Source organism: Nocardiopsis codii (genome assembly GCF_036327455.1).
GTDB classification, from domain to species: Bacteria; Actinomycetota; Actinomycetes; order Streptosporangiales; family Streptosporangiaceae; genus Nocardiopsis; species Nocardiopsis codii.
This window is the reverse complement of record NZ_JAUZMY010000004.1, coordinates 45230-70206: the sequence shown is the minus strand read 5'-3', so window position 1 is coordinate 70206 and position 24977 is coordinate 45230. Positions and strand designations below refer to the sequence as shown.

The window sequence follows — 24977 nt, the reverse complement described above, 5'->3', positions numbered from 1 at the left end:
ACCCGTCCCCCGCCCCCGCGTGGCGTCCTACTCCGCCAGGCCGGTGACCTGGCGCAGGACGGACACGAGCTCGGAGCGCTTGTAGACGGCCAGGCCGATGGCGGCCCCGAACGCGGCGAGCATGTGCACGTAGACCATGGGGTCGCCCCGGGTGAAGCGCTCGGCGACCTCCTCCTCACCGACCGAGTGGGCCTCCCACGCGGTGGACACCGCGAACTCCAGCTCGGGAGGGAGCATCTCGGCGACGGTGCGGGCGACGGCCTCCCGCGAGTCGGCGGGCTTCCACACCACGCCGGTCTGCTGCACCCGGCGGCCGAGGAAGGCGGCGACGACCTTCAGTTCGGACAGGACCGCGTCCACGTCGTCGGCGGCCCGGGGGATGACCGCGTCGAGCGCCTCGCGGTCCCGGTCCGCGTAGGCCTCGATCAGCTCGATCGTGGTCCGGCGTACGCGGTCCGGCGGCTCCGGCGCCGGTGCCGACGACTGCCCGTCGCGGGGGTCCGGGGACGGTCCGGACGATGACTCTGAGGACACGGTGGTGGTCCCTTCTGGATGGTGCGGCTCGGTTCATGATGACGCCAACGCGCCCCGGCGGATTCCCGGCCGGGCCGGAATCCCCTCTCCGCGAACAGGAGCGGGTCCGGACCCCGGCGGCCGGCGCGGCGGCCCGCGTGCGACCGGGGTCCGGAACCCGTGTCAGAACTCGGGACGCAGCGGCATGTGCGACGCGGTGTCGTCCAGCCTCGTCCCGAGGATCTGGTGCAGCTGGACCACGTCCCGTTCGAACCCGAGGACCGACCCGGCCATGTAGAGCCGCCAGACGCGGGCCGTGCCCTCACCGACCTCGGCGACCGCCTCGTCCCAGTGGCGGTCGAGGTTGGCGCCCCAGTGGCGCAGGGTGAGCGCGTAGTGCTCGCGGAGGTTCTCCTGGTGGCGGATCTCGAAGCCCGCGTCGTTCATCGCGGTCTGGATGCGGCCGGGCCCCTCCAGTTCCCCGTCGGGGAACACGTACCGGTTGATGACGCCCCCGGTGTCCATCGGCCTGAGGTTGTTACGCGGCCGGGTGATGCAGTGGTTGAGCAGACGGCCCCCCGGCACCAGTTTGGAGTACAGCGAGGCGAAGTAGGCGTCCAGGTTCCTCGAACCGATGTGCTCGGTGAGGCCGATGGAGCTGATGCGGTCGTAGCTGCCGTCGGGCACGTCGCGGTAGTCCATGTGCCGGACCTCCGCGAGCTCCGACAGCCCCTCCTGGGCGATCCTCTTGCCCGCCCACTCGGCCTGCTCCTTGGACAGGGTCACGCCGAGGACCCGGACCCCGTGCTCACGGGCGGCGTGCATGACCATGCCGCCCCAGCCGCAGCCCACGTCCAGCAGGCGCATGCCCGGCTCTAGGCCGAGCTTGCGGGAGACCAGCTCGTACTTGCGGAACTGGGCGCTCTCCAGGGCCCCGTCCGCGCGCCCCACCCTGTCCGGTGAGCCGTCGCCGTCGTCGAAGACCGCGCAGGTGTAGGTCATGGACGGTCCCAGGACCAGCTCGTAGAAGGCGTTGGAGACGTCGTAGTGGTGGTGGATGGCCTCGGCGTCCCGCTGTTTGGAGTGGCGCCAGCCGCGGGCCACCAGTCGGCCGCGGGTCATCTCCTCCGGCGGAGGGGCCACCCGGTTGACGAACTTGACCCATCCCACGGAGCGCACGATCCGGGCGAGGTCGCGGGCGGACACGTTGATCCCCTCCGCGAAGGCGAAGTCCGCCATGTGTCTGAGGGCTGTGTACATGTCGCCCTCCAGTTCCAGGTGCCCGGAGACGTAGGCGCGGGTCAGACCCAGCCCGTTCGGGGACTGGGCCAGGTAGTTGACGGCGACCGGGGTGCGCACGTGCAGGGCCACGTCGCTGTTCGGGTCCCCTGCGCTGCTGCCGTCGTAGGCGGTGAAGCGGAGGGGCGCGTCAGGTCCGACGACGCGCTCGAAGATCTCGGCAAGACGCATGCTCTCTACCTCTCTCGGATGCGACCCGCCCCCACGGATCGCGTCCCTGCGGTGTCAGCGGTTGCGCACGCACTTGGCGTACAGGTCCAGCAGCCGGCCCCCGGGGTCGTAGCCCTCCTTGAGCGCGGCGTAGGCGGGACCGTTGTAGAGCCGCCAGAACTCGTCCTCCGTGTAGAAGGAGTCCGAGTAGAGGGACTTGTGTCCGCCCAGTTCGGCGACCCGTTCCTCGACGAGCCGGTTGTGGTGGGCGCGGCGCTGGTTCGGTTTCATGTCGACGAGCCCCCAGAAACCGAAGTTCACGTAGAGGCGGCCGTCCTCCAGCGGGTAGAGCGGCCAGACGTGCTCGCCCTCCCCCAGGGAGGGCCGCCGGGGCTCGCGGAGCCGGAGGGGGCACATCCAGACCGGCGTCATGCCGATCTCCGAGTGGAAGAAGTCCAGGAACTCGGCTCCCCTCTCGACACCCACCTCGACGTCCTGGATGAGGGGTTCCTGGGGGCGCCTGCCCCGGTAGTGGGTGAGGAGCCGCAGGAAGTCGGTCCGGCGGTCCCAGGCGACCAGTCGGCGGTACACGTCGGACCGCTTCAGGGAACGCGGCCAGAGGGGTCGCACGAGCGGGTGCTGGGCGCCGAAGGCGCGCGAGCACCAGAACCAGTCGGTGTCCCAGCGCCACAGGTAGTCGTGGAGGGTGAGGTAGTCGCCGGGTCCCCGGTCCGCGTAGCGCGGGATGGACCGGTAGTAGATGTCGTTCCCGGTGTAGTCGCTGGTCCAGGGCGCCTGGTCGGTGAAGCGGGCGACGGTGAGGTACAGCTCTCCGGGGCCGAAGGCGACGCCGTCCACGAAGTCGACCGGCTGCCCCTCGTGTTCGAGGTCCGCGTAGATCTTGGCGAGGGCGTCCATCGCCCCAGCGGCGTCGTGGAAGCGCAGGTGGCGCAGGTGGACGAAGGGGGACGCGGGCTCGAGCTCGATGCGCAGGCGGAGGCTGTAGCCGAGCGTGCCATAGGAGTTGGGGAAGCCGTGGAACAGGTCGCTGTGCTCGTTGTCCCGGGTGGCGGTGACGACGTCGCCCGCGGCGGTGAGGATCTCCATCTCCTGGACGCCCTCGTGCGGCAGGCCGTTGCGGAAGGAGGAGGACTCGATCCCCATGCCCGTGACGGCGCCGCCGAGCGTGATGGTCCGCAACTGGGGGACGACGGTCGGCATCAGCCCGTGCGGGAGGGTCGCCGCGACGAGGTCCTCGTAGGTGGTCATGCCGCCGACGTCGGCGAGGCGCTCGACCGGGTCGATGGCGATGACGTCGGTGAAGCCCGAGACGTCCAGGGCGGGCGCGGTGGTGGGTTCGCGGAACCGGAAGAGGTTGGAGGTGGGCTTGGCCAGCCGGACCGGCGCGTCCTGCGGCAGAGCGCGGTAGTCGCGGCGGGCCCGCTGGACCGCCGCTATGTGCTCGGCGAAGCCCGTGCGCCGCCCGGCGGCGGTACCGCTGCTCGTTCCCTGCTGTTGAGGAGTCATCCCAGTTCCCGTTCCGGTGTCGGCGACGCACAGCGTGGGTCGGATCGGCCCTGGCCGCCGGGAGCGGCTGGGATGGGCCGATCCCCTCAGTTCTACCTATCGGTAACGGGCTTGTGCCACCCTATTTGTGCCGTGTCTTCCCAGAAGTCCGTCTACCTGGGGTGTTGACCGGGTCACGTGTTCACCGTGCCCGAGGGCCTGTGTGGACGCGCGGAGGCGGGCACGACATAGGATCTGGGGTCGTGCGTATCGCTCTCGTAGACTCCGGCATCGGCATGCTCTCGACCGCGGCGGCCCTGCACGCCGCCAGGCCGGACGCCGACCTGTTCCTGGCCATGGACCCGGACCACATGCCCTGGGGACCCCGGACCCCGGAGCAGGTGATCGCGCGCGCGCTGGCCGGAGCCCGTGCCGCGTTCGCGGCGGCCGGCCCCCAGGGGCTGGACGCGGTGGTCGTGCCGTGCAACACGGCCTCCGTGCACGGCCTGGCCGAGCTGCGCGCCGAGTTCGAGCCGGGCGTGCCGGTGGTCGGAACGGTTCCCGCGATCAAACCGGCCGCCGCGGCCGGAGGTCCCATCGCCGTCTGGTCGACCGTGGCGACCACGCACAGCAACTACCAGCGTCAGCTGATCGAGACCTTCGCGGGCGACGTGGACGTGGCCCCGGTGGCCTGCGTCGGCCTCGCCGAGGCCGTGGAGTCGGCGGACCCCCGGCTCATCGCCGACGCCGTCGCCTACGCGGCCGACCTCACCCCGGGGGACGTGAGCGGCGTGGTGCTGGGCTGCACCCACTACGACCTCGTGGCCGAGCGGATCTCCGCCGCGCTGGGCGGCCGGGCCGAGCTCTTCACCGCCGCCGGTGCCGTGGCCGCGCAGACGCTGCGGCGCGTCGCCGTCGCGGGATCCGCCGCGGACTCCCGGACGACCGGCGAGGGCCGCACCGGCCTCGTACGGGTGCTGGCCAGCGGCCGCCCCTCCCGACTGCCCGCCGCCGCCCTCGCCTACCCGGCCGGGCGTGCGCTCGCCGGAGCGGAGCCCGCCGGGGACAGGGTCGCGGGTCCGGCGGCCTCGGCCTGACCCCTTCCGGTGCGGGCGCGGGCGCCTCACGGCCGCCTGCTCCACCCGCCCCGGACCGACGGCGCGGTGGCACGGTTCCACCGCCCACCGGCAGAGGAACGGGCCCCCGCCCTCCCGGGCACCGGCGGGGCCGGTCGGCGGGAGGCGTTCGCCCGTCGCGTCACGACGGGCACCACCGGTTCCGCACCGCGATCAGCGGACTTCCCGCCGCCCGCGTACCCGATCTCGGGCCAGCCCTGGTCGACGACGCAGCGGGCCAGGGCCAGGCGTCCGGCGGGTGTGAGGCGGGCGTTGGCGTGGGTAGTGTGGGGCATCGAGGGCCTTCTGGTGCTTCGGGGTAGATCTCGCAATCCACACCGATACCGAAGGCCCTCTTGTCGTGTGTCAGCCGGGGTGGGTGTTACCAACCTCCATGGTCAGTACACCTAGGACGCGGCACCGGGAGCTGAGGCCAGGACCGCGCGCAGGGCCCCGGTACGGACGCCGTCCTCATCGCCGGGGCCGCCGTTCAGGGCGCCGGCGGCGAGGGTGCTCACCAGGTTGCGGACACCGGCGGTGTCGTTGTCGTGGAGCAGCGTCTCCAGGAGCGACAGCGCCGCCCGCTGGTCGCCGGGCCTCTCCCGCACATGCCGCCACTGGGGCTCGGTCGCCGCGTCCGACAGCATGAGGGTCCGTCCGACCTGGCCGAGCGCGCTGAGGAGCGGGGTGTCGTGGGGGATCCTCTCCAGGGCGGAGTTGACCTGCTCGGCCTGGAACTCGGGGTCGATCTCGTCGGAGGTCTGGGCGCGGAGGAACTCCAGGATGTGCTCGGCGGGCGCCGCCGGGGAGATCGGGAGGATCGCGCCGATCATCGCGCGGGCCTCGACCAGGTCGCCCAGGATCTCGTCGGTGCGGCCCAGCTCCCCGATCAGCCGCTCGGCTCGCTGGGCCGAGCAGCTCGCCACCCAGCGGGACCCGCGGCCGGCGGCCAGGCGCGCGGCGGCGAGGGCGAGCTCGGCCCCGCGGCGGGGTGCTCCGACCCTCTCGAAGTAGCGGGACCAGGTGGTCACCCGGACTCCGAGGCGCCAGTCGTTGCGGACGGCGCCCTGGCAGACGAGGTTCTCGACGGCCTCCACCCACGCGGGCCGCAGGCTCGGGTGCGCCTCGGCCTCGTCGACCGTCGGCAGCGTGGTGATGGCCTCCCGCGGCTCGCACTGGTCGAGCCTGGTGAGCCAGGAGAGCAGGCGCGCCCGCTCGAAGCGGATGTGGCGGCGCAGGGCGTCGCGGCGCGGGTTCGCCTCGTCCAGGGCGAGCTCCGCCTCCATGCGGTCGAGCTCCTCCAGGGCCTGCGTGTGCTTGTCCTGGTGGCGCAGCGCGCGGACGAGGGTGAACACCCCGCCGGCACCGAGCACGGCCGGTCCGGTGGCGGTGTGCTCGTAGCGCCGCAGCTCCGCCTCCGCCCGGTCGGCCAGGTCCTCGTCGATCAGCAGGTTCACCCTGGCCAGGGTGAACGCGGGCCAGGCCGGGGTGCGCTCCCACCCGGCCAGGCTGCGGGCGGACAGCAGGTCGCGCCGCAGGTCGGTGGTGCCCCGGGCGTCGACGTTCGCGTGGCAGCGGACCAGCGTCTCCCGGAGGGACACCGGCAGCGGGCCGTGCGCGTGCGGAGCCGGTTCGTCGGCAGCCGCCGCCGTCACCTGGGCGAGGGCCCGCCTCCCCTCGGCGAGCGCCCCGACCCGTACCGCCAGGGGCCAGTGGGCGAGGAAGAACAGGGTCGGTGCTCCGAACACCCCCGGCACCTCCGCCTTGGCGCCCCCCGCCTCGGCGACCAGGCGGCGGGCGGTGCGCAGCGCCGACCTGGCCACCGCCTCCACACGGACCGCGTCCCCCGCCTCGCAGAGCACGGGCAGCGCCGTGACCCCCTCGGCCAGCTCGTCCTGCCCCGCCGCCCTGAGCCGGCGCGAGGCCTCCCCTGCCCACGTCCACATCGGCATGCTCTTCTCCCCCTGATGGTGCCGCGTGAGAACAGAACGTAGCAGCGTGGTGACAGAACTGTCCGGTAAACGCGTGGAACCGGTGCAGCGTAGGACTTGCTCACCCGATCGGCGGGGGTCCGGCCGGATAGACTCTGGTGCACTGCGGCCCCCGCGGGGATGCGGCCACGTGTCTCCGCTCCGTACACCACCCGCAGAAGTACCTGAGGAGACATGAGCGCCGATGGGATGGCGAGACCGCTTCGGACTCCGCAAGGCCAACCGCAAGGGCAAGGCCCGTTTCGACCGGGCCGCCGAGGATTCGGACATCAAGGCGCTGATCGACTTCTCGAAGAGCCGGGTGGGCGTGGAATTCTTCGTCGAGCCCGAAACCTTCGCCACACAGACGACAGCCGTCGCCGTGGCCACCGACGGCGAGTGGATCAGGCGCCGCTGCGGCTCCCCCGAGGTGATCCGCAAGGTGGCCCGTGACCTGGCGACCCCCGCCTACGACGTGCAGATCGTCGGGTATCCGCAGCGCATGCGCGACTGGAGCGCCCGCAACAAGCGCGGCCTGTCGATGGACGAGTAGCGATGGGCCGTCGGAGTATGACTTGCCACACCGACGCGCCCGCAAGGTTGCGCCCGAAACCCTCTAACGGGTCATTTTGGGCATTGATGACGACTCCTTGCCGCGACTTCCTCTCCGAACGGGTTCCCTAACGGGCTCCGTTCGTCGCATACTCGCCTGGGAGGGGGGACTCTGATGAAGCAGGATCTCACGGCCTTGTGTTGCGAATGCGGCATGATTCGCGAGGTGAGCGACTACCAGAGTGTGGGGGAGGCCCAGTCCGCCTACGGACTGGCCCGCTGCGTCGTCTGGCGCAAGTGCCGCACCTGCGGCTACCGCACCTACCACGCCTACATGCGCACCGACGAGGACCGCGACGAACTGGAGGACGCCCTCCGGCTGGACGGCGCACTCGCCGCGGAGGCCCTCGACGAGGAGGTGGAGCAGCTGCGGCTGTGCGGGGTCGACGTCGGCCACGCCCCCGTCCCCGCCATCTGGGACGGGCAGTCGGTCGGCATGGTCACCCAGCGGCTGACCGACCGCGCCTACTCGATCGTCCTGGACCCCGAGTCGTCCGTGGTGTCGCGTCTGAAGCTCATCGACATGATGTGGAACGAGCTCCTGGTCGGCGAGCACGACGACCGCTGGTTCATCCAGGAGTCGGAGGACGACGAGTCCCCCGCGTACGCGGTCCGCCTCTTCGGCTACCGCACCCGGGGCTGACCGCTCGGCGGTTCCCCGCCGCGGCACGCGAACGGCTCCGCACACCCCACGGCTGACGGCCGGGCACCCCTGACGGGTGCCCGGCCGCCGTGCGTTCCCGGGCCGGCGACCCGGCGCGCCCGAAGGCACGGCTCCGCGGGGGAAGCGGTGGGCGGGGCTCAACCCGCCGCGGGTTCGGGGGCGGCCCGCTGGGACAGGCGGCGCAGCGCCGACCGGGCCACGGCGGGGTCGGTCGTGCCCCAGTAGGGCGGCAGTGACGCGCGCAGGAAGCCGCCGTAGCGGGCGGTGGCCAGCCGGGGGTCGAGGACGGCGATGACCCCCCGGTCCTCGGTGGAGCGCAGCAGCCGACCGGTGCCCTGGGCGAGCAGCAGGGCGGCGTGGGTGGCCGCCACCGACAGGAAGCCGTTGCCGCCGTGCGCGGCCACGGCCCGCTGTCGCGCGGAGGCCAGCGGGTCGTCCGGGCGGGGGAACGGGATGCGGTCGACGATCACCAGTGACAGGGACGGGCCGGGCACGTCCACGCCCTGCCACAGCGAGAGGGTGCCGAACAGGCAGGCGCGCTCGTCCTCGGTGAACCGCCGGACCAGCTGGCCGGTGGAGTCCTCCCCCTGGCACAGGATCGGCTGGTCCAGCCGGTCGCGGAGCTCGTCGCTGGCCTGCTGGGCGGCGCGCATGGAGGAGAACAGGCCGAGGGTCCGGCCGTCCGCGGCCTCGATGAGTTCGGCGATCTCGTCCAGGTAGGAGGGCGCGAGCCCGTCACGGCCGGGCGGCGGCAGGTGGGTGGCCACGTACAGGATGCCGCTACGGGCGTGCTCGAAGGGCGACCCGACGTCCAGGGCACGCCAGCGGGGCTCCCCCGCGGCCCGGTGCGGACCGTCGTCGTCCTCGTCCGGCCCGGCGGCGCCGGTGTCCCCGTCCGCGGCTCCCTCCTCGGACGCCCGGGATCCGCCCGGGTCCGCCGCGGGCCTGCCCGCGGCCGCCCGTTCCGCGGCCTCCTGGACGACCTCGCGGCCCAGGCCCCACTGGTGGGCCAGGGAGCTGAAGGAGCCGCCGAGGGTGAGGGTGGCCGAGGTCAGCACCACGGTGCGGTCCCCGAAGAGCTTCTCCCGCAGCAGCCCTCCGACGGCGAGGGGGGCGACGTTGAGTGTGGGCTGGCGGCCCGGCGACTTGGTGAGCCAGACCACCTCGGTGCGGTCGCGCAGGGCGGGTTCGTAGGATTCCAGGACCCGCACGGCGGTGTCGTGCACCTCGCCGAGCGCGGCCAGGGCCAGCCGGCGGTCGCTGGCGCCGTCGGGGTCGAGCTCGCCGGGCGAGGGGCCGATCGCGGTGACACAGCCGGAGGCGGCGTCGCGGGTGGCCGCGACGGCGTTGGCCAGGGCTTCGTCGATGTGGTCCAGACGGCCGTCGGGCGACTCGGTGAACATCAGAGCCAGGCCGTCGGCGCACTCCGCGAGGCGCTCGCTGATACCCGGTTCGACCAGGCGGGCGGCGCGCTTGGCCGCGGTGTTGACGACGCGCTCGCTCAGGCTGCCGGTGGCCACGGAAGTCGCCCGGTCCACGAGCTCGTGCGCCTCGTCGATCATGATCGTGTCGTGCTCGGGCAGGATGTGGCGTCCCTGCGACATGTCGATGGAGAGCATGGCGTGGTTGGTGACCACCACGTCCACGCCCTGGGTGGCCTCGCGCGCGAACTCCGCGAAGCACTCCTGCCCGAAGGGGCAGATACGGGCGCCCATGCACTCGTTGGCGCCGACCGACACCTGCCGCCAGGCGAGGTCGCTGACGCCGGGCACGAGTTCGTCGCGGTCGCCGGTGACGGTCTCCTCCGACCACTCGTGCAGGCGGGCCACCTGTCGGCCGAGGGAGGAGAGCTGCCGGGGGTCGAACAGCTCGGTGTCCTCCGCCTCCTCGTCCGCTGTCTGGAGCCGGTTGCGGCACAGGTAGTTGCGGCGGCCCTTGAGCACGGCGAACGTGGGCTCGCGGGGCAGCAGCGACGACAGCGCCCCGGCCAGGCGCGGCAGGTCCCGGTCGATGAGCTGGTTCTGGAGGGCGATGGTGGCGGTGGAGATCACCACCGTGCGCTTCTGGTCCATCGCGTGTCTGACCGCGGGCACCAGGTACGCCAGGGACTTGCCGGTGCCGGTACCGGCCTGGACCACCAGGTGCTCGCGTTGGTCGACCGCCGAGGCCACGGCGTCGGCCATGGCCGTCTGGCCCTCGCGGCGGCTGCCGCCGAGCGCGGTGACGGCGGCCTCGAGCAGGGTCGGAACGTCAGGGAGATCTGCCACGGATCGACAGTACCGGCCCGGGAGGACAGGACGGGCTCCGTCCACAGGCCCGATCGGCGGGCCCCTGCGGGTACGGTCGATCCGGGTGCTCCGGACTCCCGTGCCGGGAGGCGTCAGGCGAGGCTTCGGGCAAGCCTCTCCAGGGCGTCCAGCGACTGGGCCAGACCCTCCTCCATGCCGGACCGGACCATGCCGTCGCGGTCCTCGACCGTCTGGAACACGGAGATCGCCCGGTACAGGGTGCCCCCGTCCGCCTCCTCCAGCGTGTGGGTGTCCATCGCCACGTGGCCCGGCATCCCCTCGAACTCGAAGGTCTGGACGATGTGCTCGGGGGCGACCACGTCGTGGAAGACCCCGTGGAAGGCGTACTCCCCGCCGTCGGCGGACCTCTCGACGAACCGCCAGATGCCGCCCGGCCGCACCTCGGCCCGGTCGACGACGGTGTCGGTCTCGTCCAGCCCCCACCACCTGGCCAGGTGCTCGGGCTCCGTCATGGCCCTGAACACCACGTCCCTGGGCGCGTCGAAGCTGCGGGTGATGACGATGTCCTGGCGTCCCGGCTCCACGACCACGGTGAGGTCACTCATCGGCTCTCTCCCCCTCGGCTCTGCTGTCACCGGATCCGCGGGCGTCCTGGGGCCTGCGGATCTCCTCGTCCGACCGGTCGAAGCGTGCCTCCCACCGGGCGTGGTTCCGGCCGCGGATCGACCCCTGCTCCAGGGGCGCGCTCCCCGGCCCGCCGGGACGCCACTGCGCGTCGAGGCCGCCACTGACCGGCCCGGCCCTCTCCGGGGCCTTCGGGTGTCGGGAGACCGGCTGGAGTCGGGCAACGGCTCCGCCGGGTCGTCGACGGTCGCCCCGCCCTCGGCGAGCCGCGCCGGCAGCGCCCGACGGGTCGGATCCGCCGGCGCCGCGAACGTGCGGTTCAGGGGGCGTCTCCCCCGGCCCGTGCGACTTTCCCGTTGACCGACCCCTCCGTCGATGATGACCCGCGTCACATGCGGCGTCAAGGGCGCGGGAACCCGCTCCGACCTGCGAAGGGAGGGCCGCAGCCCCGGAGGCGGGGGGTTCGCCGGGGCGGCGGCCGACGGAGAACGGCCGGGGCCGGTCACCGGAAGCCGAGGGGCGTCGTCGCCTCGGGACCGGGGCTCTTCCGAAGCGCCTCGGGGGGCGAACACGGCCACGGGAGCGGGATCGCCCCGAACCCGCGGGGCGGGAAAAGCCGGGAGAAACGACGAGACGACCCCGGCGGAGGCTCAGGGCCCCCGAACAGGGTCGTCTCGGATGCGGGTGGAGCTATGGGGATTCGAACCCCAGACCTCCTCCATGCCATGGAGGCGCGCTACCAACTGCGCCATAGCCCCGCGTGCCGTGCGGCAACGGTTCGAGTCTATCGGATTTGGAAGGGTGGGATGAACAGTCAGGACGCGGGGCGCCCCACACGATCCCCGGCGGAGGGCGCCGAGGGGGTCGATCGGCCCGCCTGGGGCGTGTTCCGTGGATGCTTTCGGTTGACTCGGCGCTTGCGCCGATCGCCGCGAGCGGCTTCCAGGCCATCTCTCGCAAGACGGGTAGCGCAGGTCAGCCCGGGTTCGGCTGTCCGAGCGCAGTCGGCGCGGCGAGAGGCAGCCCGGGGGACGCGAGCCCGGAACGATCCGCGGAACGCGGCCCAGGGCATAAGGACACCATGAGCGAGAGGCAGCACCCGGTCGACGTACTCACCCGCTGGGAGGACCACGGCGCCGTCTGGCACGTGGTGGACCGCACACCCTCACGGGTGACGGTGGCCCTGTGCAGGTGCGACGGCGGCGAGGAGGTGGACCGCCTGGTCTCGGACGACCCGGACCTCCTTGCGTTCGTCGACGAACGCGCCAGGACCCCGCGATCTCCCTGATCCGCTCCGGCCTGCGGCCCCGGGCCGCCCCGGCGCGTTGGAGGTCGTGTCCGGGGGTCTCCCCCGGACACAACGAAGGACGACCCCGCGAGGAGGCCGAAGGCCCCCGAGCAGGATCGTCCCGAGTCCGTGGAGCTATGGGGATTCGAACCCCAGACCTCCTCCATGCCATGGAGGCGCGCTACCAACTGCGCCATAGCCCCTGGTGTGCCGGGCGGTTTCCCCGCTCGGCGATAGAAGTACTGTACCGGAGGTCGGGGGCCGGTCGGGACGGCGGGACGGACGGGCGGCCGGTCGAGAGCCGTGGGCGGGGCCGAATACCCTGGAGTGGTGGCCGAATCAAAGCTTGAGATCCAGATGCTCCACGACCGTCTCCTGGTGCGGACCGTCGTGGACCGGAGCGAGCGGCGGAGCAGCGCCGGTCTGGTCATTCCGGACACGGTGAAGCTGGCGACCAGGCTCGCGTGGGGCGAGGTCGTCGGCGCCGGGACGAGTGCCCGGCACGTGAAGACCGGGGACCGCGTGCTGTTCGACCCCGAGGAGCAGGGCGAGGTCGAGTTGAACGGCGAGCGCTACGTGATCCTGCGCGAGCGCGACGTGCACGCCGTCGCCAACGAGGCGCCGGAGCGGGGCACCGGCCTGTACCTCTGATCCTGCCGCGGGGACCGGGGACCGGGGCCCGCCCCCGGCGGCGGGTCGGCCGCGCCCGGCGGGTGTCAGTCGCCCCCTGCGCCGCCGTTCGGGTGCGCGGCCACCTTGACCAGGGAGAGCACGCAGAGGTTGAGCGCCTCGTACGCCGACACCTGGCCGGTGTTGACGTAGGACCACCCGGAGTAGAGCCCCGCCCAGAGGAACTGCTGCATCCAGTCGGCGGGGATCGCGGGGTCGATGCTGCCGTCGGCGTGTCCGCGTTCGATGAGCGCCGTGAGCGCCAGGTCGGCCTCGCCGCACTCCTCGGCGGGTTCCTCCTCGTTCCCGAACGCCAGCATGACCACCTTCTGGAGCGCGAAGTACTCGGGGATGACGCGCCGGAAGGCCTCCAGGCCGGTGCCCTCGGTGGTGCGCGCCCTCTGTGTGGCCTCGTTGATCAGCTCGTCGGCGTACTCGCCGAGCGCGATGGTGAGGTCGGCGCGTTCCGGGAAGTAGCGCTGGAGCGTGCTGCGGGCGACCCCGGCGGCCCTGGCGACCTGCGACAGGGGTGCCGCGGAGTTCTCGCCGAGGACCTTGACGGCCGCTTCGAGGATCGCACGCCGGGTGCGCGCGCGTGTCCTCGTCTCTTCCTCTGAGGGAGCGCTGTTCACCATGTCCTTCATCCTAGGCTCGTCGGTACTCAGTTGACAATAATCGGTCACCTATGACCTAATTTAGATCATGACTGAACGATCTACGGTATTAGCCGACCCCCTGGTGGAATCTCCGGAACCCCGCTTCGCCCAACTCCGGGTGCTGTGGTCGTTCGTGCACCCTCACCGGAGGAAGCTGGCGCTGGGACTGGTCCTCGCACTGCTCGGATCCGCGCTCCAACTCGCCAACCCGATGGTGACCAAGCTGGTCCTGGACACCGTCGCCGACGCGGGCAGCCTCGTGGTGCCCATCTCGCTCCTGCTCGGGCTGTTCGGCCTCGGCATCGTGTTCGGCCTGTGGCACTGGATCCTCATGGGCACTGTCGCGGAGAAGGTCGTCCTCGACGCGCGGACCTCCCTGGTGCGCCGCTACTTCCGGGCCGCCCTCATCCCGATGTCACGGCGCCCCACCGGTGAACTCGTCACCCGGGCGACCTCCGACACGGTGCTCCTGCGCGAGGCCGCCTCCAACAGCATCATCAGCCTCATCAACGGCGGCGTGCTGCTGGTCGGAACGCTGGCCATGATGGGGGTGCTGGACCCGGTCCTGCTCGCCGTCACGTTCACCGCCGTGCTCGTCGTCACGGTCCTGTTCCTCACCCTGATGCCCTCCATCGCCACGGCGCAGGAGAGGGCGCAGAACTCGCTGGGCCTCATGGGCGGCGTGCTGGACGGCGCCCTGCGCGCCGTGCGCACCGTCAAGGTGAGCCGGGCCGAGGAACGGCTCGGCGGCCAGATCCTGGAGCACGCCGAGCAGGCCGCACGCCACGGCGTGCTGTCGGTGAGGCGCGAGGCCGTGGCCTGGACGATCGCGTACGGGGGCATCCAGCTCGCGATCATCGCCATCCTCGGCGTGGGCGCGCTGAGGGTCACCGCCGGCGAGATGGAGGTGTCCACCCTCATCGCTTTCCTCCTCTACGCGTTCACGCTGATGTCTCCGGTCATGGAGCTCTCCCAGAGCGTCACCACCCTCCAGTCCGGTGTCGCCGCGGCCAAGCGCATCCGCGAGGTCGAGGCCATCCCGCTCGAACCGTCCTCCGAGGGACCCGACGTCCCGCTCCCCTCCCTCGGCGGCACCGGCCCCGGGGCCGGGGAGGCGCTGCTGGAGCTGCGCGGGGTCACGGCCCGGTACGCGCCCGGCGCGGAGCCGGCGCTGGAGCGGGTCGACCTGAGCATTCCCCGCCGAGGGCACACGGCCGTCGTCGGCCCGTCCGGTGCGGGCAAGACCACCGTGTTCTCCCTGTTCCTGCGCTTCCTGGAGCCTGAGGACGGGGAGCTGACGCTGGCCGGGGCGCCCTACAGCTCCCTCACCCCGAGGCAGGTGCGCGGCCACTTCGCGTACGTCGAGCAGGACACTCCGGTCATCCCCGGGACCATCCGCGAGAACCTGCTGTTCAGCAACCCCGACGCCTCGGAGGAGGACGTGCGCCGGGTCCTGGGGGAGGTCCGGCTGTCGGACAAGGTCGACGCCCTGGAGGAGGGCCTGGACGCCCCGCTGGACGCCACGTCGTTCTCCGGCGGTCAGCGCCAGCGCATCGCCCTGGCCCGCGCCCTGCTGTGCTCGCCGGACATTCTGCTGCTGGACGAGGCGACCTCGCAGGTGGACGCGATCACGGAGGCGGCGATCACGGCCGGCGTGCGCCGCCACGCCGAGCGCAAGGCCGTGGTCACGATCGCCCACCGGCTGTCGACGGTGATCCACGCCGACACCATCGTGCTGATGGAGGACGGCCGGGTGCGTGCCCAGGGCACGCACCGGGAGCTGCTGGACCGGGACCCCCTGTACAGGGAGCTGGTCGCGGCACTGCACATCTCCGAGACGGAGGCGGACGAGGACGGCGTCCGGGACGAAGGGCTCCCGGTCGGCTCGCCCTGAACCCGTCGGGCACACGGCCCGACCGTCGCGGAGCCCCGGGACCTGGTCGTCGGCGGCCCGCTGCCGGGGGCCACGCGGCGCCGCCGACCACGTTCTCGGCGGCGCCCTGAACACCGGACACCCGGGTGACGTGCGTCACTCGGATGCCCGGTAGCATCCGCCCTGAGCCGGTCGGCGCGAACGGCTCGACGGTCCGGGCGCCGCGGGCACTCCTCCCACGGCCCGGGGCCTCCTGCCCGTTCCGTGCGCCGGCCTCGGCGCCCGTACCCGGCGCCCCGGCGCCAGCGAGGGATCCATGAGCGAGTTCGCCCAGTACCAGGACGGTGTCTACGCCGACGCGACCAACGGCGCCCTGCCGCCCCTGCCCTACCACTACGAGGACCTGCGCGATCTGGCCGAGAAGGCCATGGAGCCGGGACCGTTCGGCTACGTGGAGGGCAGCGCCGGCCGGGAGCGCACGGCCGACGCCAACGTGGCGGCGTTCGGCCGGTACGCGCTGCGTCCGCGCAGTCTGAGGCCGGGGTCCGAGGGCGCCGGGGACCTGGGGGTCACCCTGTTCGGGGAGCGCTACCCGACCCCGCTGCTCACCGCCCCGATCGGGGTGCTGGAGCAGGTCCACGAGGAGGCGGAGTCGGCCGTGGCCCGGGGCGCGAACGCCTTGGGCGTGCCGATGGTGCTGTCCACGGCCGCGTCCACGCCCATGGAGGAGGTCGCGGAGGCGGTCGACTCCTGGTGGTACCAGCTGTACTGGCCCGGTGACGACACGCTGGCCGAGTCGTTCGTGCGGCGGGCGACCGCGGCGGGGGCGAAGGCGATCGTGGTCACCGCCGACACCAAGCGGCTGGGGTGGAGGCCGCGTGACCTGGCGGTCGGCCACCTGCCGTTCCTGCGCAGCCAGGGCACGGCGAACTACTTCAGCGACCCGGAGTTCCGGTCGCGGCTCAAGGCGGACCCGGAGCCGGGCGGGGTGTTCACCGAGGCGGTGTTCCACTTCCTGGGCGCGTTCGCGAACACGTCGCTGAGCACCGGCAACATCGCGCGCATCCGCGACTGGACGGACCTGCCGGTCCTGGTCAAGGGCATCGTGCGCGGTGACGAGGCGGCCGAACTGGTGGCGGCGGGCGTGGACGGGATCGTGGTCAGCAACCACGGAGGCCGCCAGATCGACAACGCGGTGGCTGCCCTGGACGCCCTGCCCGAGGTGGTGGAGGCGGTCGGCGACCGGGCCGCGGTGCTCTTCGACTCCGGGGTGCGGTCGGGCGCGGACGTGGCCGTGGCGATGGCGCTGGGCGCCCGGGCGGTGCTGTTGGGACGCCCCTGGGTGTACGGGCTGGCCGTGGACGGGGCTGCGGGGGTCGAGCACGTGCTGCGTGCGACCCTGGCCGAGCTGCAGATCACGGCCGAGCTGATGGGCCGGGACGCCGCCGACCTGGGACGCGACGACGTCACCCGACGGTGACCCCTGCGCCGGACCGGCGCCCCGTCCGGCGCCGCGCGGCGCCGGGCCCGCCTCCGCCGACGCGGCGGAGCGGCGGTGGACGCGGAGGGGCCCGGGGACTCCCTCCCCGGGCTCCCCCCGCCGACCGGGCTCAGCCCTTGACGGCCCCCGAGGTCAGACCCGCCACGATCCGGCGCTGCAGGACCAGGGCGAAGATGATCAGCGGCACCGAGACCAGCACCGACGCCGCCATGATCTGGCCGATCGGGTTCTCGTAGCCGACCCGCTCGAACGTGCCCACGAAGACCGGGACGGTCTGCACGTTCAGGTCGCGCGGGGCGAACGAGAAGGCCAGCAGGAACTCGTTCGTGGCGTACACGAACGTCAGGATGGACGCCGCGCCCACGCCCGGCGCCGCCAGAGGCGCCACCACCCGCAGGAACGCCTGGAACGGCGTGGCCCCGTCCACCTTCGCCGACTCCTCGATCTCCCGGGGGATGCCCGCGAAGAACGTGGCGAGGATGAAGATGGCCAGCGGCAGGGTCAGCGCCACGTACGGGATGATCATGCCCGCGTAGGAGTTGAGCAGGTTGATCCCGGTCCAGTCGTAGACCTTCAGGTACACCTGGTAGAGCGGGTTGACCAGCGCGACGGGTGGGAACAGCGTCGCCACCAGGGTGGTCGCCAGCAGGGCGAACTTGCCCGCCATCGGCAACCGCGCCAGCGCGTACCCCGCCAGTGCCGCGACCGGGATGCAGATGAGCGTGGTCACCGACGCCACGATCAGCGAGTTGCGCAGCGCGAACTGGAACCCCAGGTCGAGGATCTGCTCGTAGTTGGCCAGGCTGAACGGGCCCTGGAAGATGTTCGGGTCGGTCAGCGCCACCGCCCCCGACCGGAGGCTGGTCATCCCCATCCACAGGAACGGGAACAGGCACCAGCCCAGCACCAGGAACAGGCCCAGCAGCTTGAGCGCGTTGCCCACCGCCGGGTGCCTCCTCCGGCGCGGCCGGTGGACCGGCCCGCTCGGCTTCACCGTCTCGGCCGTCATCACTTCTCCTTCCGCGCCACGTCGCCGACCATGTGGCGGCCCATGCGGCTGATGAAGGCCAGGCCGACGATCATGACGATGACGAACGTGACGGTGGACAGGGCGTTGGCGTAGCCCAGCTCCGGTTCCGCGACCAGGTAGCGCTGGGCGTACACGGACAGGGTGGCGAGCGAGTTCGAGTACCCGGAGAACACGTACGCGAAGTCGAACATGCGCAGCGCGTCCACCGTGCGGAACAGCAGGGCCACGACGATCGCCGGACGCAGCAGCGGCAGGGTGATGAAGAAGAACCGCTGGAGCACGGTGGCGCCGTCGACCCTGGCCGCCTCGTAGTAGTCCTTCGGGATGGTCTGCAACCCGGCCAGCAGCAGGAGCGCCACGAACGGCGCGGTCTTCCACACGTCGGCGCTGATGATGCCGGCCATGGACCACACGGGATCGCGCAGCCAGTTGATGTCCGTGCCCAGGACCGAGTTCACGAAGCCCGGGTTGTGGTCGAACATGTACCGCCACACCTGGGCGGCGACGGCGGTCGGGATCACCCACGGCACAAGGATGACCGCGCGGGTCAGTCCGCGGCCGACGAACGCCTGGTGCATGATCAGCGCGAACGCCATCCCGACGACGAACTCCAGCGTCACCGAGGCGACGGTGAACACGAGGGTGTTGCCGACCGCGTTGAAGAAACCCGCGTCGGTCAGGACCCGCGTGTAGTTGTCGATCCCGATGAACTCCTGGCGGAATCCGCGGATGTTGTAGAGGCTCATCCCGATCGCGTAGAACACCGGGAAGAGGGCGATGACGGCCATGAACGCGAACGACGGGGCGAGGAAGACCCGCCCCATGGCCCGCTCACCGAGGCCGCGGCGTGTACGGACGCTCTGGGTCTTCGCCATCGGACCTACTTTTGCTCGAGGGCTTCGTTCGCGGACCGGTCCATGGCCTCCAAGGCCGCTTCGGGTTCCTCCTGCCCCAGGTAGCCGGCGAGCAGGCTCTCCTGCAGGTCCAGCGACATCGAGTTGTAGCCCGGCACCGGCGGACGCGCCTGCGCGTCGGCGAGGATCCCGCCGAGTACCTCGAGGGCGGGATCCTCCGCGTCCTCGTAGGCGCTCTCCATGGTCGGCGGCAGGCTGTGGGAGGCCAGGACGTCCTGGGCCCGGGGGTCGGTGGCCGTCCACAGGACGAACTCGCGGGCGAGGTCCTTGTTCTCGCTCAGGGTGCTGACGGCGTTGTTGAGCCCGCCGAGCGCGCTGGTCGTGCCCTCACCCGTGAAGGTGGGCAGCGGAGCCACGGCGAAGTTCCCGGCGACCGCGGTCTCCTCGCCCTCCTCGCCCTCCAGGAGCGGGATGGCGTAGGGCCAGTTGCGCATGTACACCGCCTCGCCCGCCTGGAAGAGCGCGCGGGCGTCGTCCTCGACCATGGAGTCGAAGCCCTCGGCGTAGAAACCGCTGGCGTAGGCCTCGGTCATGAAGTCCAGCGCCGTGGCCGCCGCGTCCCCCTCGAGCAAGGTGCTCCGCTGCTGGGCGTCGTCGAACAGCTGACCGCCCGCGGACCAGTACATCTCGAGGAAGTTGACGACCAGCCCCTCGTACTGGTCGCCCTGGCCGACGTAGCCGGAGATGCCCGCCTCCTCGGCCGCCGCGGTGCCCGTCTCGTACAGCTCCTCCCACGTGGTGGGCGGCTCCTCGATGAGGTCGGTGCGGTAGTAGAGGAACGCTCCGTTGGACGAGTACGGGAGCGCGTACAGCTCCTGCTGCCACTGGGCGCTGTCGACGGGGCCGTCCAGGCTGACGCCCTCGACCTCGCCCCGCAGGTCCTCCAGGCTCTCGATGTAACCGAAGTCGGCGAACTCGCCGGTCCAGATGACGTCGAGGCCGAGGACGTCGAACTCACCGGCCTGGCTCTGGAGGTCCTGGAACATGGCCTGCCGCTGTTCGTCCGCGGTGGGCGCGAGAAAGAAGATGTCGACCTGCCTGTCGGGGTTCGTCTCGTTCCAGAGGCGGGCCACGGCCTCGTGGACCTGCCGGTCCGCCCCGGTGACCGCCCACACGAACTGCGGGTCCTCGGCGATGCCGGCGTTCTCCCCCTCCCCTTCGGGCTTGTCCCCCGGAGGTGTTCCGCAGGCGGTCGCCAGGGTCAGACCGAGTGCGGCCAGCCCCGTGCTCCCGGCGCGCACCGCGTATCTCTTGTGGCGTGAAAGCTCTGACATGCCTCTCCCCTTCCGCGCCGAGCGGTGGCCGAGCGCGCGCCGTCGAGTGTGTTCTGGTCCATCCCCCCGAGGTCGTGCGAAAACGATGCCACCGACGGTGTGATCCAGTCAACACAAAACTTATCCGGATCTGCCTACTACAAGGGGAATGGCAGACCGGTTTTTGACCGTCTCCTTGAAAACGTTGCCACGACATGCCCCACGCTCCTAACGTAGGCAGCATGCGCAGCCAACCCGCGAGCATGCGGGACGTCGCCCACAGGGCGGGCGTCTCGCTCTCGACGGTCTCCCGCGTCCTGCGCGGCGCGCCCGGGGTCGCCCCCGAGGTGCGCCGACGCGTCCAACACGCCGCCGACGAACTCTCCTACGTGGTCTCCCGCAACGCGTCGGGCCTGGTGACCGGTCGCACGGGCAGGGTCGCGGTGATCGTGCCCTTCCTCCAGCCGTGGTTCTTCGGGGTCGCGCTGTCGGGGATCAGCGACGCACTGCGCGAGGCAGACCTGGACATGCTCGTGTACCAGGTCGGTGAGACCCGGGCCCGCGAGGGCTGGACGCGCGCGCTCCCCCTCCGCCGCAACACGGACGCCGTCATCACCGTGTCCATGGACCTGTCCGAGGAGGAGTGCCAGCGCCTGGACGACGTCGGGGTGCCCATGGTGCTCGTGGGGCAGTGCGCCCCGGGACGCGCCAGCGTGTACATCGACGACCGGGCCGGCACCGCCGGGGCGACCCAGCACCTGCTCAACCTGGGGCACACCCGGATCGCCTACATCGGGTCCCGGCGCGAGGAGTGGTCCAGCGGCAGCTCGCGGCACCGGCTGGAGGGGTACGAGGCGGGCATGGCTGCCGCCGGCCTGACCCCGTGGAGCGTCAGCAAGGCGACCGGCCGCACGGGGGGAGAGCTCGCCATGGGGGAACTCCTGTCGGACCGCGACCCGCCCACGGCGGTGCTCGCGGAGTTCGACGGCCTCGCGATGGGCGCGCACCGGATCCTGCGGCGCTCGGGGGTGCGCGTCCCCGAGTCGATCTCCCTCATGGGGTTCGACAACCACGACGCGGCCGCCGTCCTGGACCTGACGACCGTGGACCAGGCCCCCTACGACATCGGGCTGACCGCCGGAAGGCTCACCGTGGGGGTGCTCGACGGGACAGCGCGGTCCGACTCCCACGTGGAGATGCCCACCCAGATCATCCTGCGGCAGTCCACCGCCTCCCCGCGGGGCAGTCGCGGCCTGTCCTCGTGACGCCGGGGCGTCCCCCGTCCGGGGGCGCCCGGACCGGTGCGGGCGTGCCGGCGCGTGCCCCGCGCCCACGACCCGTGGGCCCCGCCCGCAGAGGACCGGCACGACGGAGCGAACTCCCAAGAAACAAGGTAAGGAACCCATGCAGCAGTGGTGGCGAGACGCGGTCCTGTACCAGATCTACCCGCGCAGCTTCGCGGACGGCGACGGGGACGGTGTGGGCGACCTCCCCGGCATCACCGCCCGGCTCGGACACATCGCCGACCTGGGGGCGGACGGGATCTGGCTGTCGCCGTTCTACACCTCGCCGTGGGCCGACGGCGGATACGACGTGTCCGACTTCAGGGACGTGGACCCGAGGCTGGGCACGCTGGACGACTTCGACGCGATGGTGGAGACCGCGCACGGGCTCGGCCTGCGCGTGATGGTCGACATCGTGCCCAACCACACCTCCGAGGAGCACCCGTGGTTCCGGGACGCCCTGGCCGCCGGGCCCGGGTCCCCCGAGCGCGACCTGTACGTGTTCCGCGACGGCCGGGGCGAGGACGGCGAGCTCCCTCCGACCAACTGGCGGTCGACGTTCGGAGGCCCGGCGTGGACGCGCGTGGAGGACGGCCAGTGGTACCTGCACCTGTTCGCGCCCGAGCAGCCCGACCTGAACTGGGACGACCCGAGGGTGCGCGAGGAGTTCCGCGGCATCCTGCGCTTCTGGGGCGGGCGCGGGGTGGACGGCTTCCGCATCGACGTCGCCTACGCGCTGGTCAAGGACCTGCGTGAGCCGCTGCGCGATCTCGTCCTGGTGGAGGGGGGCCGGTTCGAGGACATCGCTGCCAACCCCGACCACCCTCTGCTGGACAGGCCCGGGGTGCACGAGGTGTACCGGGACTGGCGGGGGGTGCTGGCCGAGTTCGATCCGCCCCGGGCCACCGTGGGAGAGGTGTGGCTGCCGGCCGACCGCCGTGTGCTGTACACCCGGCCGGACGAGCTGGACCAGGCGTTCAACTTCGACTTCCTGCGGACCGGGTGGGACGCCGACTCCTACCGAAGGGTGGTCGACGCGTCGATCGCGGACGCCGCGCAGGTGGGCACGGTGCCCACGTGGGTGGTGGGCAACCACGACGTGGTGCGCCCGGTGTCGGTGCTGGGGCTGCCGCGCGGAACCGACCTGCGGGCGTGGCTGCTCTCCGGCGGCCGCGACCCCGAGCCCGACGCCGGACTGGGCGCCGGTCGCGCCCGGGCGCTCGCGCTGCTGGAGCTGTCGCTGCCAGGGTCCGCGTACGTCTACCAGGGCGAGGAACTGGGGCTGCCCGAGGCGGCCGACCTGCCCGCCGGGGCCCTGGAGGACCCCCGCTGGGAGCGCAGCGGCCGCACCGACAAGGGGCGTGACGGGTGCCGGGTGCCGCTGCCGTGGACCCCTGGCGGCCCGTCGTACGGGTTCGGCGCGGGCGGCTCCTGGCTCCCCCAGCCCGAGGGGTGGGGCCGGTGGTCGGTGGAGTCCCAGTCCGGTGACCCCGGCTCGATGCTCAACCTGTACCGGAGGGCCCTGGCGCACCGGCGCGACTTCTCCGAGGACGAGTCCCTCGTCTGGGACGACTCCCTGAACCAGGGGCCGGTCCTGGCCTTCTGGCGGGGTTCCGAGGTGCTGGTGCTGGTCAACACGGGCCGGGAGGCGGTGGAGCTGCCGCCAGGCGAAGTGCTGGTGGCCAGCACGGACCTGGACGGCCGGCTCCCGGGGGACGCCGCGGTCTGGCTGCGCCGGGACTGAGGCGCCGCCCGGGGACGGGGCCCTCCCCGGGCTGCGCCGGGCCCGTGCCCGGCCGTCCGTGTCAGAGGGTCGTCTCGCGCCCGTCGACGATCCCGATGGTGCCGGTGGTGAAGGGACGGGGCCGCAGGGTCAGCGAGACGAGCCCGGCACGGGTGGTGGCACTGTCCTCGACCGCGAAGTCGGCGGGGGCGGTCGCCCCGTCGAACAGCCGTTTCCCGTCCCCGACCACCGTCGGGAAGATGAGCAGGCGGAACACGTCGACCAGCCCTGCCGCGTGGAGGGTCCGGGCGAGCCGCCAGCTTCCGTGGACCTGGATCTCACCGCCGGGGCCCTCCTTGAGGGCGCGGACGCGTCCGAGGACGTCGTCGGCGATGAGCGTGGTGTCGCCCCAATCGGCTCCGGCCCGCCCCGCGGTGGTCGAGACCAGGAACTTGGGCCGGTTGTTGAGTACCGCCGCCACCGTGTCGCCGGGATCGGTGATCTCCCGCCAGTAGTCGCGCATCATGACGTAGGTCGTCCGGCCGAACAGCAGGGACTCCCCTGCGGCGAACCACCGGTCCACGATCGCGCCCATGTCCTCGTCGGCGTGGGGGACCAGCCAGCCTCCGCGGGTGAAGCCGCCGCTGAGGTCCTCCTCCGGACCTCCCGGCCCCTGCATCACGCCGTCGAGGCTGAGCAGGGTGTTCACGCTGAGCTCCATGGTGTCTCCTGTCGCGCAGGTCGGTCCCGGTGATCGTCTCCATCATGACGTCGTGGTTCCGCCGCGGGCCCCGACATGCCGGAGAGGGTGTCCGGAGGTCTGCGCAGGCGGCTGCGGCCTCTCGGAGGCGCTGACGGCGCCGGAGGTGGAGACCGCGTCCGTGGCGGAGGCGCGGCGCGAGCTGATGACGGCCTGCGCGACGCCGGCCGAGCGGGCGGCGCGCCAGGGGCGGTTGCGGCCGGGCCTGCCCCAGGAGGACCTGCTGGTGATGGTCTGCGGCGTGGAACACGCGGTGCGGGTGTCCTCCCGCGAGCGGGGCGAGGCCACCGCCCTGTATGTCGAGACCCTGCTGGAGGGCCTGCTCATCGTCCCCTGACGGGCATCGGCGGTCAGCCGTCCAGGGCGGCCGTGCAGCGGGCGGCCTGGGCCCGGAACGCACCGGCGAGTTCGGGCGGCCCGCTGACCAGGGTGAAGTCGGTCTGTACCGAGGTGATCATCCAGACGAGGTCGGACGGCGTCTCCGCCCCCACGTGGAACAGGCAGCTGCGCTCGTCGACGGCCTCCAGGACCCCCATGCCGGGCCAGACGCTCGCGGCGACGTCCTCGGACGACGCGTGCAGCCTGACGACGGCGCGGAAGGGCCAGGTCCGCGAGGACAGCTGGTGGGAGACGTAGGCGGCCGCGTCTCCGCGGGGAGGCTCACGGGGGGCGAAGCGGGGTCCGGTGAAGGCCCTCGGGGCGAGCCGGTCCACGCGGAAGGTGCGCCAGTCGTCGCGGTCGACGTCGAAGGCGACCAGGTACCAGCGCCTCCCGAAACTGACCAGGCTGTGCGGTTCGACCGTCCGGACCGCGGACCCTCCCCGCGGGCTCGTGTAGTCGAAGCGCAGGCGCTCCCTGCGCCGGCAGGCCTCGGCGACCGCCACCAGGGTCTCGGGGGAGACCGTCGGCCCCGGTTCCGCCCCCGCCCGGACGGTGGCGCCGTGGAGGGTGTTGACCCGTTGCCGCAGACGGGAGGGCAGCACCTGTTCCAGCTTGGCGAGTGCGCGCAGCGACGCCTCCTCGCTGCCCCTGACCGAGCCGTCGGCGGCGGTGCGCAGCCCCACCACCACGGCGACGGCCTCCTCGTCGTCGAGGAGCAGCGGCGGCATCGCGGCGCCCGACGCCAGCCGGTACCCGGCGGTGCCGCGGGTGGCGTGCACCGGGTAGCCGAGGTCGCGCAGGCGGCCCATGTCGCGGCGGATCGTGCGCGTGGTGACGCCGAGCCGTGCGGCCAGGTCGGCCCCGGACCACTCCCTTGGGGTCTGGAGGAGCGAGAGCAGTGTGAGAAGCCGCGCCGAGGTTTCTGCCATGCCTCCGATTCTGCC

23 protein-coding genes and 2 tRNA genes are annotated in these 24977 nt (G+C 72.3%); 10 read left to right on the top strand and 15 right to left on the bottom strand.

The genetic code is table 11. The features are described 5' to 3' along the window. Nucleotides 1-27 precede the first annotated feature (27 nt). The 3 genes from Q8791_RS05645 to Q8791_RS05635 all read right to left on the bottom strand — a co-directional run bounded on the left by Q8791_RS05645 (nt 28) and on the right by Q8791_RS05635 (nt 3489). Nucleotides 28-534: a hypothetical protein gene (locus tag Q8791_RS05645; RefSeq protein WP_330090512.1), complete on the bottom strand. Its 507-nt coding sequence runs from the start codon at nt 532-534 to the stop codon at nt 28-30. A gap of 162 nt (nt 535-696) precedes the next feature. Beyond that, entirely contained in the window at nt 697-1983 is a 1287-nt protein-coding gene (locus tag Q8791_RS05640) for a cyclopropane-fatty-acyl-phospholipid synthase family protein (RefSeq protein WP_330090511.1), read from the bottom strand. A 54-nt stretch (nt 1984-2037) separates the two neighbouring features. Beyond that, entirely contained in the window at nt 2038-3489 is a 1452-nt protein-coding gene (locus Q8791_RS05635; protein WP_330090510.1) for an FAD-binding oxidoreductase, read from the bottom strand. Nucleotides 3490-3731: 242 nt separating this feature from the next. Here Q8791_RS05635 and Q8791_RS05630 point away from each other — a divergent pair, with 242 nt between their 5' ends. After that, nucleotides 3732-4565: a glutamate racemase gene (locus Q8791_RS05630; protein ID WP_330090509.1), complete on the top strand. Its 834-nt coding sequence runs from the start codon at nt 3732-3734 to the stop codon at nt 4563-4565. Nucleotides 4566-4591: 26 nt separating this feature from the next. Here Q8791_RS05630 and Q8791_RS05625 read toward each other — a convergent pair whose 3' ends face one another. Both Q8791_RS05625 and Q8791_RS05620 read right to left on the bottom strand, forming a co-directional pair. Further along, nucleotides 4592-4879: a hypothetical protein gene (locus tag Q8791_RS05625; RefSeq protein WP_330090677.1), complete on the bottom strand. Its 288-nt coding sequence runs from the start codon at nt 4877-4879 to the stop codon at nt 4592-4594. Nucleotides 4880-4990: 111 nt separating this feature from the next. Further along, nucleotides 4991-6535, bottom strand: a complete 1545-nt coding sequence (locus Q8791_RS05620) for a hypothetical protein (RefSeq protein ID WP_330090508.1) — start codon at nt 6533-6535, stop codon at nt 4991-4993. 223 nt (nt 6536-6758) lie between these two features. Here Q8791_RS05620 and Q8791_RS05615 point away from each other — a divergent pair, with 223 nt between their 5' ends. Both Q8791_RS05615 and Q8791_RS05610 read left to right on the top strand, forming a co-directional pair. Next, nucleotides 6759-7106: a hypothetical protein gene (locus Q8791_RS05615; protein ID WP_330090507.1), complete on the top strand. Its 348-nt coding sequence runs from the start codon at nt 6759-6761 to the stop codon at nt 7104-7106. A gap of 174 nt (nt 7107-7280) precedes the next feature. Next, entirely contained in the window at nt 7281-7808 is a 528-nt protein-coding gene (locus Q8791_RS05610) for a DUF6315 family protein (protein ID WP_330090506.1), read from the top strand. 158 nt (nt 7809-7966) lie between these two features. On the opposite strand, the gene Q8791_RS05605 is transcribed toward Q8791_RS05610, so the two are convergent. From Q8791_RS05605 to Q8791_RS05595, 3 genes are all read right to left on the bottom strand, one after another. Continuing rightward, the gene (locus Q8791_RS05605; protein WP_330090505.1) at nt 7967-10096 is read right to left on the bottom strand and encodes an ATP-dependent DNA helicase; all 2130 of its coding nucleotides are present in this window, start codon (nt 10094-10096) and stop codon (nt 7967-7969) included. A gap of 113 nt (nt 10097-10209) precedes the next feature. Then, the gene (locus Q8791_RS05600; protein WP_330090504.1) at nt 10210-10683 is read right to left on the bottom strand and encodes an SRPBCC family protein; all 474 of its coding nucleotides are present in this window, start codon (nt 10681-10683) and stop codon (nt 10210-10212) included. A gap of 704 nt (nt 10684-11387) precedes the next feature. Continuing rightward, nucleotides 11388-11460: transfer RNA gene (locus tag Q8791_RS05595), tRNA-Ala, on the bottom strand. Nucleotides 11461-11783: 323 nt separating this feature from the next. On the opposite strand from Q8791_RS05595, the gene Q8791_RS05590 reads away from it, so the two are divergent. Further along, on the top strand, nt 11784-11990 hold the full coding sequence (locus Q8791_RS05590; RefSeq protein WP_330090503.1) for a hypothetical protein: 207 nt from the start codon (nt 11784-11786) through the stop codon (nt 11988-11990). A 130-nt stretch (nt 11991-12120) separates the two neighbouring features. On the opposite strand, the gene Q8791_RS05585 is transcribed toward Q8791_RS05590, so the two are convergent. Further along, a tRNA-Ala gene (locus Q8791_RS05585) sits at nt 12121-12193 on the bottom strand. A 154-nt stretch (nt 12194-12347) separates the two neighbouring features. On the opposite strand from Q8791_RS05585, the gene Q8791_RS05580 reads away from it, so the two are divergent. After that, entirely contained in the window at nt 12348-12641 is a 294-nt protein-coding gene (locus Q8791_RS05580) for a GroES family chaperonin (protein WP_330090665.1), read from the top strand. A gap of 65 nt (nt 12642-12706) precedes the next feature. Here Q8791_RS05580 and Q8791_RS05575 read toward each other — a convergent pair whose 3' ends face one another. Then, nucleotides 12707-13294 (bottom strand): TetR/AcrR family transcriptional regulator, encoded by a 588-nt coding sequence (locus Q8791_RS05575; RefSeq protein ID WP_330090502.1) that lies wholly within the window; start codon nt 13292-13294, stop codon nt 12707-12709. 139 nt (nt 13295-13433) lie between these two features. On the opposite strand from Q8791_RS05575, the gene Q8791_RS05570 reads away from it, so the two are divergent. Together Q8791_RS05570 and Q8791_RS05565 are read left to right on the top strand one after the other, a co-directional pair. Next, nucleotides 13434-15209, top strand: coding sequence for an ABC transporter ATP-binding protein (locus tag Q8791_RS05570; protein ID WP_330090664.1), 1776 nt, complete (start codon nt 13434-13436; stop codon nt 15207-15209). Between the two features lie 295 nt (nt 15210-15504). After that, nucleotides 15505-16668, top strand: coding sequence for an alpha-hydroxy-acid oxidizing protein (locus Q8791_RS05565; protein ID WP_330090501.1), 1164 nt, complete (start codon nt 15505-15507; stop codon nt 16666-16668). Nucleotides 16669-16798: 130 nt separating this feature from the next. Here the strand turns inward: Q8791_RS05565 and Q8791_RS05560 are convergent, their stop codons facing one another. From Q8791_RS05560 to Q8791_RS05550, 3 genes are read right to left on the bottom strand one after another with little or no spacing between them, the layout of a single operon-like run. Next, entirely contained in the window at nt 16799-17698 is a 900-nt protein-coding gene (locus tag Q8791_RS05560; protein ID WP_330090500.1) for a carbohydrate ABC transporter permease, read from the bottom strand. After that, entirely contained in the window at nt 17698-18543 is an 846-nt protein-coding gene (locus Q8791_RS05555; RefSeq protein ID WP_330090663.1) for a carbohydrate ABC transporter permease, read from the bottom strand. Before Q8791_RS05555 ends, Q8791_RS05560 begins: the two co-directional genes overlap by 1 nt. 56 nt (nt 18544-18599) lie before the next feature. Next, complete coding sequence (locus Q8791_RS05550; RefSeq protein ID WP_330090499.1) at nt 18600-19907, bottom strand: ABC transporter substrate-binding protein; 1308 nt, start codon at nt 19905-19907, stop codon at nt 18600-18602. Nucleotides 19908-20128: 221 nt separating this feature from the next. Here Q8791_RS05550 and Q8791_RS05545 point away from each other — a divergent pair, with 221 nt between their 5' ends. Continuing rightward, nucleotides 20129-21151 carry a LacI family DNA-binding transcriptional regulator gene (locus Q8791_RS05545; protein ID WP_330090498.1) on the top strand — a complete coding sequence of 341 codons (1023 nt, stop codon included), beginning with the start codon at nt 20129-20131 and terminating at the stop codon, nt 21149-21151. Between the two features lie 139 nt (nt 21152-21290). Then, complete coding sequence (locus Q8791_RS05540) at nt 21291-22913, top strand: glycoside hydrolase family 13 protein (RefSeq protein WP_330090497.1); 1623 nt, start codon at nt 21291-21293, stop codon at nt 22911-22913. A 61-nt stretch (nt 22914-22974) separates the two neighbouring features. Here Q8791_RS05540 and Q8791_RS05535 read toward each other — a convergent pair whose 3' ends face one another. Continuing rightward, nucleotides 22975-23613, bottom strand: a complete 639-nt coding sequence (locus Q8791_RS05535) for a dihydrofolate reductase family protein (protein ID WP_330090496.1) — start codon at nt 23611-23613, stop codon at nt 22975-22977. A 145-nt stretch (nt 23614-23758) separates the two neighbouring features. Here Q8791_RS05535 and Q8791_RS05530 point away from each other — a divergent pair, with 145 nt between their 5' ends. Then, nucleotides 23759-23989 carry a hypothetical protein gene (locus Q8791_RS05530; protein ID WP_330090495.1) on the top strand — a complete coding sequence of 77 codons (231 nt, stop codon included), beginning with the start codon at nt 23759-23761 and terminating at the stop codon, nt 23987-23989. A 13-nt stretch (nt 23990-24002) separates the two neighbouring features. Here the strand turns inward: Q8791_RS05530 and Q8791_RS05525 are convergent, their stop codons facing one another. Next, the gene (locus Q8791_RS05525) at nt 24003-24962 is read right to left on the bottom strand and encodes a helix-turn-helix transcriptional regulator (protein WP_330090494.1); all 960 of its coding nucleotides are present in this window, start codon (nt 24960-24962) and stop codon (nt 24003-24005) included. Nucleotides 24963-24977: the final 15 nt, after the last annotated feature.